General features: G+C 71.6%; 14 protein-coding genes and 1 pseudogene. 7 read left to right on the forward strand and 8 right to left on the reverse strand.

The genetic code is table 11. The annotated features are described in order from the left end of the window. Positions 1 to 4: 4 nt before the first annotated feature. The gene (locus tag Q1K26_RS15755) at positions 5 to 970 is read left to right on the forward strand and encodes a D-alanine--D-alanine ligase (RefSeq protein WP_300012759.1); all 966 of its coding nucleotides are present in this window, start codon (positions 5 to 7) and stop codon (positions 968 to 970) included. Between the two features lie 17 nt (positions 971 to 987). Here the strand turns inward: Q1K26_RS15755 and Q1K26_RS15760 are convergent, their stop codons facing one another. The 8 genes from Q1K26_RS15760 to rpmH all read right to left on the reverse strand — a co-directional run bounded on the left by Q1K26_RS15760 (position 988) and on the right by rpmH (position 6,245). After that, on the reverse strand, positions 988 to 1,995 hold the full coding sequence (locus tag Q1K26_RS15760) for a ParB/RepB/Spo0J family partition protein (RefSeq protein ID WP_300012763.1): 1,008 nt from the start codon (positions 1,993 to 1,995) through the stop codon (positions 988 to 990). 20 nt (positions 1,996 to 2,015) lie between these two features. Further along, complete coding sequence (locus tag Q1K26_RS15765) at positions 2,016 to 2,933, reverse strand: ParA family protein (RefSeq protein ID WP_300012903.1); 918 nt, start codon at positions 2,931 to 2,933, stop codon at positions 2,016 to 2,018. 100 nt (positions 2,934 to 3,033) lie between these two features. After that, a complete protein-coding gene (rsmG, locus tag Q1K26_RS15770) occupies positions 3,034 to 3,690 on the reverse strand; it encodes a 16S rRNA (guanine(527)-N(7))-methyltransferase RsmG (protein ID WP_300012765.1) in 657 nt (218 codons plus the stop codon). Then, positions 3,683 to 4,156, reverse strand: coding sequence for a R3H domain-containing nucleic acid-binding protein (locus Q1K26_RS15775; protein WP_300012906.1), 474 nt, complete (start codon positions 4,154 to 4,156; stop codon positions 3,683 to 3,685). Before Q1K26_RS15775 ends, rsmG begins: the two co-directional genes overlap by 8 nt. Positions 4,157 to 4,308: 152 nt before the next feature. After that, a complete protein-coding gene (yidC, locus tag Q1K26_RS15780) occupies positions 4,309 to 5,469 on the reverse strand; it encodes a membrane protein insertase YidC (protein WP_300012768.1) in 1,161 nt (386 codons plus the stop codon). After that, positions 5,463 to 5,729 (reverse strand): membrane protein insertion efficiency factor YidD, encoded by a 267-nt coding sequence (yidD, locus tag Q1K26_RS15785; protein ID WP_300012771.1) that lies wholly within the window; start codon positions 5,727 to 5,729, stop codon positions 5,463 to 5,465. Before yidD ends, yidC begins: the two co-directional genes overlap by 7 nt. Beyond that, positions 5,726 to 6,094 (reverse strand): ribonuclease P protein component, encoded by a 369-nt coding sequence (gene rnpA, locus Q1K26_RS15790; RefSeq protein ID WP_300012774.1) that lies wholly within the window; start codon positions 6,092 to 6,094, stop codon positions 5,726 to 5,728. Before rnpA ends, yidD begins: the two co-directional genes overlap by 4 nt. Positions 6,095 to 6,107: 13 nt before the next feature. Beyond that, the gene (rpmH, locus tag Q1K26_RS15795; RefSeq protein WP_300012777.1) at positions 6,108 to 6,245 is read right to left on the reverse strand and encodes a 50S ribosomal protein L34; all 138 of its coding nucleotides are present in this window, start codon (positions 6,243 to 6,245) and stop codon (positions 6,108 to 6,110) included. A gap of 414 nt (positions 6,246 to 6,659) precedes the next feature. On the opposite strand from rpmH, the gene dnaA reads away from it, so the two are divergent. The 6 genes and pseudogenes from dnaA (at position 6,660) to gyrB (ending at position 15,505) form a co-directional block, all read left to right on the forward strand. Further along, the gene (gene dnaA, locus Q1K26_RS15800; RefSeq protein ID WP_300012780.1) at positions 6,660 to 8,366 is read left to right on the forward strand and encodes a chromosomal replication initiator protein DnaA; all 1,707 of its coding nucleotides are present in this window, start codon (positions 6,660 to 6,662) and stop codon (positions 8,364 to 8,366) included. Positions 8,367 to 9,145: 779 nt separating this feature from the next. Next, positions 9,146 to 10,315 carry a DNA polymerase III subunit beta gene (dnaN, locus tag Q1K26_RS15805; RefSeq protein WP_300012783.1) on the forward strand — a complete coding sequence of 390 codons (1,170 nt, stop codon included), beginning with the start codon at positions 9,146 to 9,148 and terminating at the stop codon, positions 10,313 to 10,315. Between the two features lie 40 nt (positions 10,316 to 10,355). Further along, a pseudogene (gene gnd / locus Q1K26_RS15810) lies at positions 10,356 to 11,306 on the forward strand (phosphogluconate dehydrogenase (NAD(+)-dependent, decarboxylating)); the annotation flags it as partial. A gap of 91 nt (positions 11,307 to 11,397) precedes the next feature. Beyond that, positions 11,398 to 12,576: a DNA replication/repair protein RecF gene (gene recF / locus Q1K26_RS15815; RefSeq protein WP_300012786.1), complete on the forward strand. Its 1,179-nt coding sequence runs from the start codon at positions 11,398 to 11,400 to the stop codon at positions 12,574 to 12,576. Between the two features lie 243 nt (positions 12,577 to 12,819). After that, complete coding sequence (locus tag Q1K26_RS15820; RefSeq protein ID WP_363320482.1) at positions 12,820 to 13,242, forward strand: DciA family protein; 423 nt, start codon at positions 12,820 to 12,822, stop codon at positions 13,240 to 13,242. Between the two features lie 283 nt (positions 13,243 to 13,525). Next, positions 13,526 to 15,505 (forward strand): DNA topoisomerase (ATP-hydrolyzing) subunit B, encoded by a 1,980-nt coding sequence (gene gyrB, locus Q1K26_RS15825; RefSeq protein ID WP_300012789.1) that lies wholly within the window; start codon positions 13,526 to 13,528, stop codon positions 15,503 to 15,505. Positions 15,506 to 15,525 lie beyond the last annotated feature (20 nt).

Consider the following 15,525-nt stretch of genomic DNA (forward strand, 5'->3'; position numbering starts at 1 on the left):
CGCAGTGACGTCGACAGCACCGACCCCGTTGACCGTGGCCGTCCTTGCCGGTGGCCTCTCGCACGAGCGTGAGGTGTCACTGCGATCAGGCCGCCGCCTCGCCACCGCACTGCGCTCGACCGGGCTGGCGGTCGTCGAGTGGGACGCCGATTCGCGACTGCTGACCCGTCTGCGTACCGAGCGCCCGGATGCCGTCGTCATCGCGCTGCACGGGGGTGAGGGGGAGAACGGATCGGTGCAGTCGGTACTGGACCTGCTCGACATTCCCTTCGTCGGCACCGCCGCATCGGCGTGCCGACGGGCATGGGACAAGCCCACGGTGAAGGCGGAACTCCAACGCGCCGGCCTGAGCACTCCCGAGTGGGTCGCGCTCCCGCACACGACGTTCCGCGAGTTCGGGGCACAGGCCGTGCTGGATGCGATGGTGGTGCGACTCGGACTGCCGCTGATGGTGAAACCGGACCAGGGCGGTTCCGCTCTGGGCGCGCAGATGGTGGCGACGGCCGCCGATCTCCCCGGGGCGATGGTCAGCTGTCTGGCCTACGCCGACACGGTCCTCGCCGAGCGCTACGTGACCGGTACGGAGGTGGCGATCTCCGTCGTCGACGAGGGGGAGGGGCCGCGGGCGCTCCCGCCGGTCGAGGTGGTCGCCGCCGGTGGGATCTATGACTACACGGCGCGGTACACGCCCGGAGCCACCTCCTTCCACTGCCCGGCCCGGCTCGACGCCCCGACGGTCGCCGCTCTCGAGAAGGCCGCGCTGCGCAGCCACGAGCTCCTGGGCCTGCGTGACGTGTCCCGGACCGACGCCGTCGTCGACATCGACGGGCGGGTCCAGATCCTGGAGGTCAACGTGTCTCCGGGGCTGACCGAGACCTCGCTCCTGCCGACCGCGGTCGCGGCGGCCGGGATCGACCTGGGCACCCTCTATGCCTCGCTCGTGCACCGCGCGGTGCAACGCGGGCGCTGACCGCCTGCCCTTGTTCCTCAGGCGGGTGGCGGAGCCATCAGTCCGGCGATGCGCTCGAGATCCTCGACGGATCCGAACTCCACCACGATCCGCCCCTTGCGCTGGCCGAGCTCGACCTTCACCCGCGTCTCGAAGGTGTCCGAGAGGCGCTCTGCGAGGTCCTGCAGCCCGGGGGCCTGCATCGGTTTGCGCCGGGCGGGTTTCGCCGCCGGCTTCTCCTGGCGGGCCAGGACCACGGCCTCCTCGGTGGCTCGCACCGACATGCCCTCGGCCACGATCCTGGTGGCCAACTCCTCCTGCGCGCCGGCGTCCTCCAGGCCGAGGAGGGCCCGCGCGTGCCCGGCGGACAGCACCCCGGCGGCGACCCGGCGCTGCACCGGCACGGGAAGCCGCAGCAGGCGGATCGTGTTCGTGACGACCGGACGGCTGCGCCCGATCCGATCCGCCAGCTCGGTGTGCGTGACGCCGAACTCGGCGAGCAGCTGCTCGTAGGCCGCGGCCTCCTCCAGCGGGTTGAGCTGGACGCGATGGATGTTCTCCAGGAGCGCGTCCCGCAGCATCACATCGTCGCCCGCGCTGCGCACGATCGCCGGGATCCGCTCCAGCCCGACCCGCTGCGTCGCCCGCCAGCGCCGTTCGCCCATGATCAGCTGGTAGGAGCCGGCGGAGGTCTCCCGCACGACCACCGGCTGCAGCAGTCCGAACTCGCGGATGGAGTGCTCCAGCTCGGCGAGCGACTCCTCGTCGAAGTGGGTTCGCGGTTGCTGCGGGTTCGGGTTGATCGCCGCCACGTCGATCTCGCGGTACTCGGCACCCTCGACCGCACCGGGGGCGGCTGACGACGGCTCCGGATCGGCCGCCCAACCCGCCGGGCGGGTGCCGGCCCGCCGCAACGAGATGTCGATCGCAGCGGGGCCGGTGATGATCGGACTCGACGGTCCGGTGGGGATCAGCGCGGCCAGTCCCCGACCGAGGCCACCCTTGCGCTCCGGGACCTTGCGATCGGGGACCTTTCGATCGGGCACCCTGCGATCGGACACCGCGGTCACCGCCCGTCGATCCGGATGCGGCCGCTCGCGCCGCGGTCGGCGATCTCGCGCGCCGCGTCGACGTAGCTCATCGCCCCACGGGATCCGGGGTCGTAGGCCAGCACCGTCTGGCTGTAGCCCGGCGCCTCGGACACCTTGACGCTGCGCGGGATCACCGTTCGCAGCGCGGTCGGCCCGAAGTGGCTCCGGACCTCGCTCGTGACCTGGTCGGCGAGCTTGGTGCGACCGTCGTACATCGTCAGCAGGATCGTGGACACATGCAGGTCCGTGTTGAGGTGGGAGCGCACGAGATCGATGTTGCTGAGCAGCTGCCCCAGCCCCTCCAGTGCGTAGTACTCACACTGGATCGGGATCAGGACCTCGTCCGCGGCGACCAGGGCGTTGACGGTGAGCAGGCCGAGCGAGGGCGGGCAGTCGATGAAGACGTAGTCGACGTCGAGGGCGTCGAGGGACTCGGGGGAGAGGGCCTGCTTCAGCCGCCCCTCACGCGCCACCATGCTGACGAGCTCGATCTCGGCGCCGGCCAGGTCGATGGTGGCGGGGACGCAGAGGAGATTGGGGGATGCACTGCTGGCCACGGCCGCGTCGGCCAGGTCGATCTCTCCGAGCAGTGCCTCGTACACCGACGGCGTGCCGAGCCGGTGCTCGACGCCGAGCGCGGTGGACGCGTTCCCCTGCGGGTCGAGGTCGATGACCAGCACCCGCACGCTGTGCATCGCCAGTGCCGCGGCGAGGTTGACCGTGCTGGTGGTCTTGCCGACGCCGCCCTTCTGGTTGGCGACCGTCAGTACCCGGCGGTGGACCGGCCTCGGCATGCCGTGACGATCCGGGTGCAGTACCCGAGCCGCGCGTTCGGCCTCCTCCGCGATCGGGGTCCACTCCGGCGTTTCACGTGAAACAAACTGCTCCGTCACGACACCTCCTCGCCGGCGCTCGTCGTCGACCTGCTCGACGGTGCTGCGCTGGATGGTGAGTTCGTAGCCTCGGTCCCGCCCCACGACCCCTCCTCGGCGATCATCGTACGTTCCGCCGTACCGGTCGTCCGGCACCTCGCACGCGTTCCACCACGACGACGGTGGTGAGTGGATCGACCGCCCCGGCCCCGCACTGCTCGATCCTCGGATCACCGCCGCCCAGCTTACGAACCGCCGCCGCATCGCGGGCGATTTCGGCCGAAGCGCCCGCACCTTTCACGGCGAGCAGACTTCCACCCGTACGGAGCACCGGAAGCGCCCACCCCGCCAGCCGGGCCAGCGGTGCGACGGCACGGGCGGTCACCACGTCGGCACCCTCCCATCGCCGCCGCACGGCGGTCTCCTCGACCCGGCCCCGATCCACCGCGATGGACAGCCCGAGATCGGCGACGACCTCGTCCAACCACTCCACCCGCCGGGCCAGCGGCTCGACGAGGGCGACCTGGAGATCGGGCCGGGCCAGCGCCAACGGTATCCCGGGGAGCCCGGCACCCGAACCCACGTCCACCAGTCGGGCGCTGTCCGGCACCAGTTCGGCGACGACCGCACAGTTCAGGACGTGTCGCTCCCACACCCGCGGCGCCTCACGCGGACCGATCAGCCCACGCTCCACCCCGGTGGTGACGAGGTGCTCGACGTACCGCTCCGCGAGCGGGAGCCGATCGCCGAACAGCCGCTCCGCCGCGCCGTCACCCATTCCGGAAGACGACGACCTGCCGCCGCGGCTCCTCGCCCTCGCTCTCGCTGGACACGCCCTTCACGCGGGTGACGGCATCGTGCACGACCTTGCGCTCGAACGGCGTCATCGGCCGCAGGCGGACCGACTCGCCCGACTCGAGCACGTCGTTGGCCGTGCGCGTGCCGAGCTCGGAGAGCTCGTCACGCCGGGCCTGGCGCCAGCCCGCGATGTCGAGCATCAGCCTGCTGCGGTTGCCCGACTCCTGCTGCACCGCGAGCCGGGTGAGTTCCTGCAGCGCCTCCAGCACGGCGCCACGGTCGCCGACCAGCTTCTTCAGGTCCTCGCCGCCGTCGATGCTGACGATCGCCCGGCCGGCCTCGACGTCGAGATCGATGTCGCCGTCGAAGTCGAGCACGTCGAGCAGACGCTCCAGGTAGTCGCCTGCGATGTCGCCCTCACGGACGAGCTGGTCCTCTGCGGTGATCGCCGGGGCGGCGTCCGCCGCCTGGGTGGTGCCGTCCTGCGCAGTCTTGGGCACGGATGCGTCTCCTCTCCGAGATGGCCGGCGACGCCCGGGGGTCCGGGACGCCGCCGCAGCGACCGCCGACGCGGAGGCGGTCGCGAGTGGTCGGTGGGTCAGCGGCGCTTGCGGCCACGCCGCGCCGGGGGCCGGGAGCCGCCGCCGCGCCGGACCGGCGCACCGCCGGCGACCTTGTCGCCCTGCGCGGGGGCGCCACCGTTGGTGGCAGCCGCACCCGTGCTGCCGGAGCCGTTGCTGGTCGTGCCGTTGTTGGTCGTGCCGTTGCTCGACGGGCCGGCCTTGCCGTTCGGCGACGCGCCGTTCGAGGTGCTCTGGGCACCGCCCTTGCCCTTGCGGAGCACCGGCTTCGCACCGGGGGTCTTCGCGGCCGGGTCCGGCGCCGTGGTCTCCGGCCGGACCGGCTTCTGGCCGGGCCGGGGAGCGAGCGCCTGGCGGCTGGCCGTCGCCTGATCGCGCTTCGCGGTCTCCTCGACGTCGATGCGCTTGTAGACGACGTACTGCTGGCCGAGCGTCCACAGGTTGTTCGCGACCCAGTACAGGAGCACGGCCAGCGGAAGGAACGGCGCACCGACGACGACGCCGATCGGGAAGACGTAGAGCATCAGCTTGTTCATGATCGCGGTCTGCGGGTTCTCGCCCTGCGCCGCGGTCTGGCGGGCGACCGAGTGACGCGCCGTGATGTGGGTGAAGATGCCCGCCGCGATCATGAGCGGGATCATCACGATCAGCATCTGGGTCAGCGACGTACCGTCGGCACGCAGGACTTCGTCGCCCTGCAGTGGCCAGGCCCCCAGCTTCGCGCCGAAGAAGTCGGCGGCGATGAAGGAGCGGACCTCCTCCTGGCCGAAGAAGTAGTTCTGCGTGCGGATCGAGCCGTCGGCGTTGAAGTAGCTGAAGTTGCGCAGCACCTGGAACAGGCCGATGAACACCGGTACCTGCACCAGCACCGGGAGGCAGCCGGCCAGCGGATTGACGCCGTGCTCCTTCTGGAGCTTCTGCATCTCCTCGGCCTGCTTCTGCCGGTCGTTCGCGTACTTCTTGCGCAGCTTCGCGATCTCGGGTTGGAACTCCTGCATCTTGCGCATCGACCGCACCTGGCTGACGAACGGCTTGTACAGGATCGCGCGCAGGGTGAAGACGAGGAAGAGCACCGACAGCGCCCACGCGATCCCGTTGTCCGGGCCAAGCAGGAATCCGAAGACCTTGTGCCAGGCCCAGAGGATGAAGGAGACCGGGTAGTAGATGAAGTTCAGCACGGCGCCTGCTCCTCGTGGTGGTTCGAGGCCGGACGGGCCGGAACCGGGTCGATACCGCCAGGGTGCCACGGCGCGCACTTGAGCAGGCGCCGGAGCGTGAGCCAGGTGCCGCGCAGTGCTCCGTGGGCCTGCAGCGCCTCGACGGCGTAGCTGCTGCAGGTGGGGTAGAAGCGGCACACCGGGGGGAACGCGGGGGAGACGTAGGTCTGGTAGCCGCGCAGCAGGGCGATCAGCGGACGGGCGGCGCGCGAGGCCGTCATCGGACACCGCCGGGGACCTTGCGCAGCGCGCCACGCAGACCGGCGTCGAGATCGATACCGAGTTCGGCCGACGTGGCCGTGGCCGCGGGGGGCAGCGCGCGGACCACCACCCGGGCTCCGGCCGGGAGCCCGGTCATCCGGGACGCCAGGAGGTGCCGGAGTCGGCGGGCCACCCGATGGCGGACCACAGCACCTCCGACGGCCTTGCTCACGACGAGGCCCGCTCGGGGACCCGCGTCGGCGTCTGTACTCGGTCCCATGATCTGCAGATGTACGACCATCCGGTGCCGTCCGCCCCGGCTGCCCCGTCGGATGACGGACGCGAACTCGTCCGACCTCGTCAACCGCGAGCCGGCCGGGAGCACCGGCAGGGCCGGATCAGGCCGAGAGCCGCTCGCGGCCCTTGCCACGGCGGGCGGCGAGGATCGCGCGGCCGGCCCGGGTGCGCATACGCAGCCGGAAACCGTGCGTACGCGCGCGGCGGCGGTTGTTCGGCTGGAAGGTGCGCTTGCTCACGGTCGGCTCTCCTGCTCGACGGCGCGGGGTCCCCCGGGGATCCGGAGGACACGACCCGCCGTCCACTGTTGTGTCGGGAACGATGGTGCTGCAGACGCTGCGCAACATGCAGCACTTCTGCAGGCCAGGGTACGCAGCCGGTTCGAGGAGGGTCAAACCGCCCCGGGCCCGTCCGCATCACCCACATGCACGTCGCGCCGATCAGCCGTCTTGTGACAGCCGGGCTGTGTTGTTAGCGTGCCCCCTCACAGTTCGATCCGGGGGGATCGGTCGCACCGCATCGGGGACCTCGGGCCCGCGGGAGCTCACTCCTGCCGGCCCGCGTACCGTCCTGCGCACAGGTGTGGACAAGTCTGGGGATGACGCTCCCGCCAGGCAGGCACGCGTCGCGATCGAGAACCGGAAGGGGGCCCGGTGGGCGATCAGCCAGGCGACCTCGGGCAGGTCTGGAACCGGGTCATCGCCGATCTGTCCGGCGCGGCGGGAGGCCCCAACGCCACCCAGGCCCTCTCCTCCCAGCAGCGCGCCTTCCTCCGCCTCACCCGGCCCCTCGGCCTCATCGACGGCACGGCCCTGCTCGCCGCACCGAGCGAGTTCGCCAAGAACGCGATCGAGCGGGTGCTACGGCAGCCGATCAGCGACGCGCTCGGACGGCATCTCGGCGTCACGGTGAACCTCGCGGTAGTCGTGGACGCGTCCGCGGCCTCCGGGGGTACCGAGGTCCCCGACCCGCCCGGCCGCGCGTCGAACGGAGCCGCCCACCGCGACCGCGGTCACCTCGACCGGCCGGACCCCGAGTCCCACCCCGACGGCAGCACCGGGGCCCTCCCGCACGCCGAGGCCCCGCCCGACGGCACGGCACCCGCGTCCCCCGGCGACGCCCCGTTCACCACCGACACCCGCCTGGCCGACACCCGCCTGGCCGACACCCGCCCGGCCGACTCGCACCAGTCCGACTCGCACCACTCCGACTCCCGTCACTCCGACGGGCGGATGCCCGACGGGCGGATGGGCGAGGGCCGCGCCGACGTGTGGCCGACCTACTCGGTCGCCCCCGCCGGCGAGCAGGTGGTGACACCACGCTCCCAGTCGCGACTCAACGAGAAGTACATCTTCGACACCTTCGTCATCGGGGCGTCCAACCGGTTCAGCCACGCGGCGGCCGTCGCCGTGGCCGAGCAGCCGGCACGGGCGTACAACCCGCTGTTCATCTGGGGCGACTCCGGGCTGGGCAAGACGCACCTGCTGCACGCCGTCGGCCACTACGCGCAGCGGCTGTTCCCCGGCATGCGCGTGCGCTACGTGAGCACCGAGGAGTTCACCAACGACTTCATCAACTCGCTGCGCGACGACCGCAAGGTGGCCTTCCAGCGCCGCTACCGCGACGTCGACGTGCTGCTGGTGGACGACATCCAGTTCCTGGAGGGCAAGGAGGGCACCCAGGAGGAGTTCTTCCACACCTTCAACACCCTGCACAACGCGAACAAGCAGATCGTCGTGTCCTCCGACCGGCCGCCCAAGCGCCTGGAGACCCTCGAGGACCGGATGCGCACCCGGTTCGAGTGGGGCCTGATCACCGACATCCAGCCGCCCGAGCTGGAGACCCGCATCGCGATCCTGCGGAAGAAGGCCGCGCAGGACCGCCTGGCCGTGCCCGACGACGTGCTGGAGTTCATCGCCGAGCGCATCGAGCGCAACATCCGCGAGCTGGAGGGCGCGCTGATCCGGGTCACGGCGTTCGCGTCACTGAACCGCCAGCCCGTGGACACCCAGCTCGCCGAGATCGTGCTGCGCGACCTCATCCCCGACTCCGGGGCCTCGGAGATCACCGCGTCGACGATCATGGGTGTCACCGCGGAGTTCTTCGGGGTCACGATGGACGAGTTGTGCGGGCCGGGGAAGACCAAGGCGCTGGCGCAGTCGCGGCAGATCGCGATGTACCTGTGCCGCGAGCTCACCGACCTGTCCCTGCCGCGCATCGGGCAGACCTTCGGCGGCCGCGACCACACCACCGTCATGCACGCCGACAAGAAGATCCGCAACGAGATCGCCCAGCGTCGCAAGACCTTCGAGCAGGTGCAGGAGCTCACCGCGCGCATCAAGCAGCGCGCCCGGCACTGAGGCCCGCCCCCCGCTGCGCACCGGCCGTGTCGACGCGACCGGCCGGTCGGCACCCGCTCGCCCGGGGCATCGTGGGCTGCCCCCGCCGGCGCACCATCCCGCCGCCGCGGACACCCGCTCCACCGATCGCCGAACGCCCGCCGCGACCGTTCGGCGTCGCCGCACTCGCGCTGGGCGCCCGCCCGACGGCGACCCATGATCGTGCCGTAACCCCGGCCATCACGCAGCGTTCTGAACCATGTGCCGTGCGGGAACACTGTGAGTTCCCCGGCCTCCGCGAACGCGACTGTCGGCCCGATCCGGTAGCCCTCCGTCCTCGCGTGACCACGCTTCCACCCACATCTGGGGACAACTCTGTGGATGGACGGGCGATGACCGGTGGACGGATCGCCGTGGATCGGTGGACAACCGGTGTTCATCCCGGGGACAGCTTCGACCCGCGCGGATCCATCCACCGACCGCGCCGGCCACCCACCGGCCGTCCCGATACGGGATCCACAGCCAGCCACACCGCGCCACCAGCGACGACGGGCTCGGTCCACACAACACACAGGTGTGAGTACTACTGCTGGATATCTCTTCTTCATGAACTACAAGAAGAACAACCGTGTGGACCGGCCCGTCCGGGTACTCCCGAACGGGCCCCACGGCCGGGATGACACCCGCGTCCGGCAGGCTCTACGGTGGTCCTCCCGGCGCTGCGGTGTCGGGACCGGCCCCGGCGCTCCGCTCGGTCCACGCCGATGCCACCCGTCCACCGCCCGCGAGAGGTCCCCGTCATGAAGTTCCGGGTCGAACGCGACGTCCTGGCCGATGCGGCCGCCTGGGTGGCGCGCAGCCTGCCGGCCCGCCCGCCGGTGCCCGTGCTCGGTGGCGTGCTGATCGAGGCGACGTCCGGGGCCGAGGGGGACCGGCTCACGGTGTCGGGTTTCGACTACGAGACCTCCGCACGGGTCGAGCTGGACGCCACGATCGGCGATCCCGGACGGGTGCTGGTGTCCGGGCGGCTGCTGGCCGACATCACGCGGGCGCTGCCGTCCAAGCCGGTCGATCTCGTCGTCGACGGGTCGCGGGCCACGATCAACTGCGGCAGCAGCCGGTTCAGCCTCCCGACGATGCCGGTCGAGGACTACCCGCAGCTTCCGGCGATGCCGCAGCTCGCCGGCACGGTCGCGGGCGGTGTGCTGGCCGAGGCCGTGGCCCAGGTCGCCGTGGCCGCGGGGCGGGACGACACGCTGCCGATGCTCACCGGCATCCGCCTGGAGATCGAGGGGGCGCGGCTCACGCTCGCGGCCACCGACCGGTTCCGGCTCGCCGTCCGCGAGCTGGACTGGACCCCGGGCGAGGACCTGACCGAGACCTCGACCGCCGTGCTGATCCCGGCCAAGACGCTCTCCGACGTCGCCAAGTCGCTCGCGGGTGCGGGCACCGTGGAGATCTCGCTGTCCGCCGGCGACGGGATGCTCGGCATCACCGGAGCGGGCAGGCGGGCCACCACGCGGCTGCTCGACGCGGAGTTCCCCCGGTTCAGGCAGCTGATCCCGGCCGAACACACCAGCGCCGCGGTGATCGAGGTCGCCGGGCTCGTGGAGGCGATCAAGCGAGTCGCGCTGGTCACCGACCGGGTGGCGCAGGTGCGCATGGAGTTCGGCGACGACGGGCTGCGGCTCGCCGCCGGCGGTGACGACGTCGGCAGCGCGGAGGAGGAGCTGCCCTGCGAGCTCGACGGGGCGCCGCTCACGATCGCGTTCAACCCCGGTTACCTGCTCGACTCGCTCGGCGCGCTGCACACCGACCGCGCCCAGCTGACGTTCACCACGCCCAACCGCCCCGCCCTGGTCCGGCCCGTCCCGGCGCCGCCGGCCGACGCCGGTGACGACGCTCCCGGAAGCCCCGAACCGGTCCCCGGCTACCTGCACCTGCTGATGCCCGTCCGGCTTCCCGGCTAGCGGCCCGGCGCACGGCGACACCCGACACCCTCAGGAGAGCGACACCGTGCAACTCGGACTCATCGGTCTGGGCAAGATGGGCGGCAACATGCGCGAGCGGTTGCGCGCGGCCGGCCACGAGGTGGTCGGTTTCGACCCGCGCCCGGAGGTCACCGACGTCGACTCGCTGGCCGCGCTGGCCGCGGCGCTCGCCGCGCCGCGCGTCGTGTGGGTGATGGTCCCCTCCGGCGAGCCGACCCGCGGCACCGTGCGCGCACTGGCCGACGTGCTCTCAGCAGGCGACCTGGTGATCGACGGCGGCAACTCCCGCTACACCGACGACGCCCCCAACGCCGCCCTGCTCGACGCGAAGGGGATCGGCTACCTCGACTGCGGTGTCTCCGGCGGCATCTGGGGCAAGGACAACGGCTACGGCCTGATGGCGGGCGGATCGGCCGAGCACGTCGCGCTGGCCATGCCGATCTTCGACGCGCTGCGGCCCGAGGGTCCGCGCGAGGAGGGGTTCGCGCACGCCGGTCCCGTCGGCGCGGGCCACTTCTCGAAGATGGTCCACAACGGTATCGAGTACGGCCTGATGCAGGCCTACGCGGAGGGCTTCGAGCTGCTGTCCGCGGCCGAGCTCGTCACCGACGTGCCCGCCGTGCTGCAGGCGTGGTCGCGCGGCACCGTGGTGCGCTCGTGGCTGCTCGACCTGCTGGTGCTCGCGCTGAAGGACGACGCCTCCCTGGCCAAGCTCGACGACTACGTGGACGACTCCGGCGAGGGTCGCTGGACGATCGAGGAGGCGATCACGCATGCCGTGCCGCTCCCGGTGATCTCCGCGGCCCTGTTCGCGCGGTTCTCCTCGCGCCAGGAGTCCTCACCGGCGATGCGCGCGGTGGCGGCGCTGCGCCAGCAGTTCGGCGGGCACGCCGTGCGTGCGGCCGGACCGGCGGGAGCGCCCGGGGAGCACGCCGGACCCACCTCGGGCACCGGCTCCACGCACGGCTGACCGTGGTCAGGTCCCCTCCGGTCCCGCTCGCCGCCCGCGCCCTCCGTCGGCGGCGCGCGTCCGCGGGAGCGGCGAGCACGGGAGCCGGGTAGTGCACCTGCGACACCTGGCCGTCACCGACTTCCGGTCCTGGGAGCAGGCCGAGCTCGACCTGGAACCCGGCGCCACCGTGCTGGTCGGGCCGAACGGGGTCGGCAAGACCAACCTCGTCGAGGCCGCGGGCTACCTCGCCACGCTCGGTTCGCACCGGGTCGCCTCCGATGCCCCGCTGATCCGCCGCGGCGCCGAGCGCGCCGTCGTCCGTGGGGCGGTGGTGCACCACGGACGCGAGCTGCACGTCGAGCTGGAGATCACCGCGGGGCGGGCGAACCGCGCACGGGTGAACCGGGCGCCGGTGTCGCGCCCGCGCGACGTGCTCGGCATCCTGCGCACGGTGCTGTTCGCGCCCGAGGACCTCGCGCTGGTGCGCGGCGACCCCGGCGAGCGCCGCCGTTTCCTCGACGAGCTGCTGACCATCCGCCACCCCCGCTACGCGGGCGTCCGCTCGGACTACGACCGGGTGCTCCGGCAACGCTCCGCACTGCTCAAGACCGCGCGGGGCGGCCGGGCCGACCTCTCCACCCTCGACGTCTGGGACGGCCACCTCGCCCGCACCGGAGCCGCCCTGCTGGCCGGCCGCCTGGAACTGGTGGCGGCGATCGCCGGCCCGGCCGCGGAGGCCTTCGCCGAGGTGGCCCCGACGTCGGACCCGATCGCCCTGCGGTACCGCTCCTCCGTCGCGTTGCAGGAAGGCCACCTTCACGCAACGACACGGCATGACGGTGGCCTTCCTGCAACGAATGCGGCGGAGCTGGAGCCGCTGCTGCTCGACGAGCTCGCCCGGGTGCGGCGCCAGGAGGTGGAGCGCGGTGTCTGCCTGGTCGGGCCGCACCGTGACGATCTCGACCTGATGCTCGGACCGGGCCCGGCGAAGGGCTACGCAAGCCACGGGGAGTCCTGGGCCATCGCCCTGTCGCTGAGGCTGGCCTCCTACCGTCTGCTGTGCGCCGACGACGTCGAGCCGGTCCTGATCCTCGACGACGTCTTCGCCGAGCTCGACACCCGCCGCAGGCGCGCGCTCGCCGACGTCGCCCGGCGCGCGGAACAGGTGTTGATCACGGCCGCGGTCGACGAGGACGTACCCGAGGGTCTCGCGGGCACGCGCCTCGCGGTGAGCGGCGGATCGGTGGCGCACTCGACGCGAACCGGCTCGTCAGGGGCACGGCAGTGATCTCGCTCAGGTGTGGACAAGGTTGTGGATACTGTGGATAACTCGGCACAGGATGGTGACGAACGGCGCGCGCGACCGTCCGTCGCCCCTGGCGGACCGCCCGCCGCGCCCGGATCCCGGGCGGTTGTCCCCAGCCCTGGGGATGAGGCGACACCGACCGCCGGTCGTGGATCGGACATCGCCCGCGAGGCGCTGCGTGCCGCGCGGGAGTCCTCGGCCGAACGCAGGTCGGCCGAGCGCGCCGTGCCGGGGAAGCGACAGGCCTCGGGTCGGGGACGGCGCCGACGCTGGTCCGGCCCGGGACCCGACGACCGGGACCCGCAGCCGTTCGGGCGCGTCGTCTCGCGGGTGGCGCTGGACCGGGGCTGGTCACCCCGCCTGACCGACGCGACGGTGCTGGGTCGCTGGCCGCAGCTCGTCGGGTCGGACATCGCCGACCACTGCACGCCCGTCTCGCTGCGTGACGGCGAGCTGGTGCTGCAGGCCGAGTCGACGGCGTGGGCGACGCAGCTGCGCACGCTGCAGCGCCAGCTGCTGGTGCGCCTGGCCGGGGCCGTGGGCAAGGACGTGGTCCGCCGCATCCGGGTGGTCGGGCCGAGCGGTCCGAGCTGGCGGCACGGCCCGCGCACCGTCCGGGGCCGCGGGCCGCGCGACACCTACGGTTGAGGTTCGCGCGCATCGATGCTGACCAGCCGGAACGCGCCTGAGGCAACTCAGGGCGAGATGATGGCGCCGCTGGCGGTTCTCATCCCCCGTGCGCGCCGCCGGACTCGAACCGATGACTGTTCGGCGTTCTGTGACGCTTCTGGGCGGGTCCTAGCCGCCGTTCTGTCGGACCGCCCCGGTAGTATGGAGAGGTGTTCTCGGGGGCCTCTCTGTTGCTCCCGGCGACGAGTTCCGGCCCGATCTCCCCGCGGGCCGGCTACGCGAGCGAGGAGACAGGCGGCCCGTGCCGGAGCAGAAGAACGGTTACAGCGCATCGTCGATCACGGTTCTCGAAGGACTGGAGGCCGTCCGCAAGCGCCCCGGCATGTACATCGGGTCCACCGGTGAGCGCGGGCTGCACCACCTGATCCAGGAGGTCGTGGACAACGCGGTCGACGAGGCGATGGCCGGCTACGCCACGCGCGTCGAGGTCACGCTGCAGGACGACGGCGGGGTGCGGGTCGTCGACGACGGGCGCGGCATCCCGATCGGCATGCACCCGGTCGAGAAGAAGCCCGCCGTCGAGGTCGTCATGACCGTGCTGCACGCGGGTGGCAAGTTCGACAGCGACTCCTACGCCGTCTCCGGCGGGCTGCACGGCGTCGGCGTGTCCGTCGTCAACGCGCTGTCGGTGGCGCTCGACGTCGAGATCCACACCGAGGGCCACGTCTACCGCCAGCACTACGCGCGTTCGGTGCCCGGCCCGCTGCGCAAGGGGGAGCAGACCACGCGCAGCGGCACCTCGGTCACGTTCTGGGCCGACGGCGACATCTTCGAGACCCTCGACTACAAGATCGAGACGATCAGCCGGCGTCTGCAGGAGATGGCCTTCCTCAACAAGGGCCTCACCATGGTCCTGCGCGACGAGCGCAACGGCACCACCTCCGAGGCGGAGGAACCCGACGCCGAGGGCTACGTGGCGAAGGTGAAGGAGTTCAGCTACTGCTACCCCAACGGGCTCGAGGACTTCGTCGCGCACCTGAACAAGTCGAAGGACCCGATCCACAAGAAGCTGGTGTCCTACTCCGGCGAGGCCGACGGGCACGCGCTGGAGGTGGCGATGCAGTGGAACAACGGCTACACCGAGTCGGTCTACACGTTCGCCAACACGATCAACACCCACGAGGGCGGCACCCACGAGGAGGGCTTCCGCTCCGCGCTGACGTCCACGATCAACAAGTACGCGCGCGACAAGAAGCTGCTCAAGGACAAGGACCCGGCGCTGACCGGTGACGACATCCGCGAGGGCCTGGCCGCGATCGTGTCGGTGAAGGTCAAGGAGCCCCAGTTCGAGGGGCAGACCAAGACCAAGCTCGGCAACACCGAGGTCAAGTCGTTCGTGCAGCGCGTGAGCAACGAGTGGATCTCCGACTGGCTCGAGCGCAACCCCACCGAGGCCCGGGTCATCCTCAACAAGGCGGTGCAGTCGGCGCAGGCCCGCGCGGCGGCGCGCAAGGCCCGCGAGCTGGTGCGCCGCAAGAGCGCCACCGACATCGGCGGCCTGCCGGGTAAGCTCGCCGACTGCCGCTCCACCGACCCGGTCAGGTCCGAGGTCTACATCGTCGAGGGCGACTCGGCGGGCGGCTCGGCCAAGTCCGGCCGCGACTCGATGTTCCAGGCGATCCTGCCGATCCGCGGGAAGATCATCAATGTCGAGAAGGCGCGGATCGACCGGGTCCTCAAGAACACCGAGGTCCAGGCGATCATCACCGCGCTGGGCACCGGCATCCACGACGAGTTCGACCTCGCCAAGCTGCGCTACCACAAGGTCGTGCTGATGGCCGACGCCGACGTCGACGGCCAGCACATCCGCACCCTGCTGCTCACGCTGCTGTTCCGCTTCATGCGCCCGCTCGTCGAGCACGGGCACGTCTTCCTCGCCCAGCCGCCGCTCTACAAGATCAAGTGGGGTGGCCGGGGAGCGGAGCCGGAGTTCGCCTACTCCGACCGCGAGCTGCAGGGCCTGCTCGAGGCCGGCCGCGAGGCGGGCAAGAAGGTGCCCAAGGACGAGGGCATCCAGCGCTACAAGGGCCTCGGCGAGATGAACGCCAAGGAGCTGTGGGAGACCACGATGGACCCGGCTCACCGGGTCCTGCTGCGGGTCACCCTCGACGACGCCGCCACCGCCGACGAGCTGTTCTCGGTACTGATGGGCGAGGACGTCGAGTCGCGCCGGTCGTTCATCACCCGCAACGCCAAGGACGTGCGCTTCTTGGACGTCTAGTCCGAGAACCGCGGAAGGAA

Origin of the sequence: Pseudonocardia sp. (genome assembly GCF_029263155.1) — a bacterium.
Lineage (GTDB): Bacteria > Actinomycetota > Actinomycetes > Mycobacteriales > Pseudonocardiaceae > Pseudonocardia.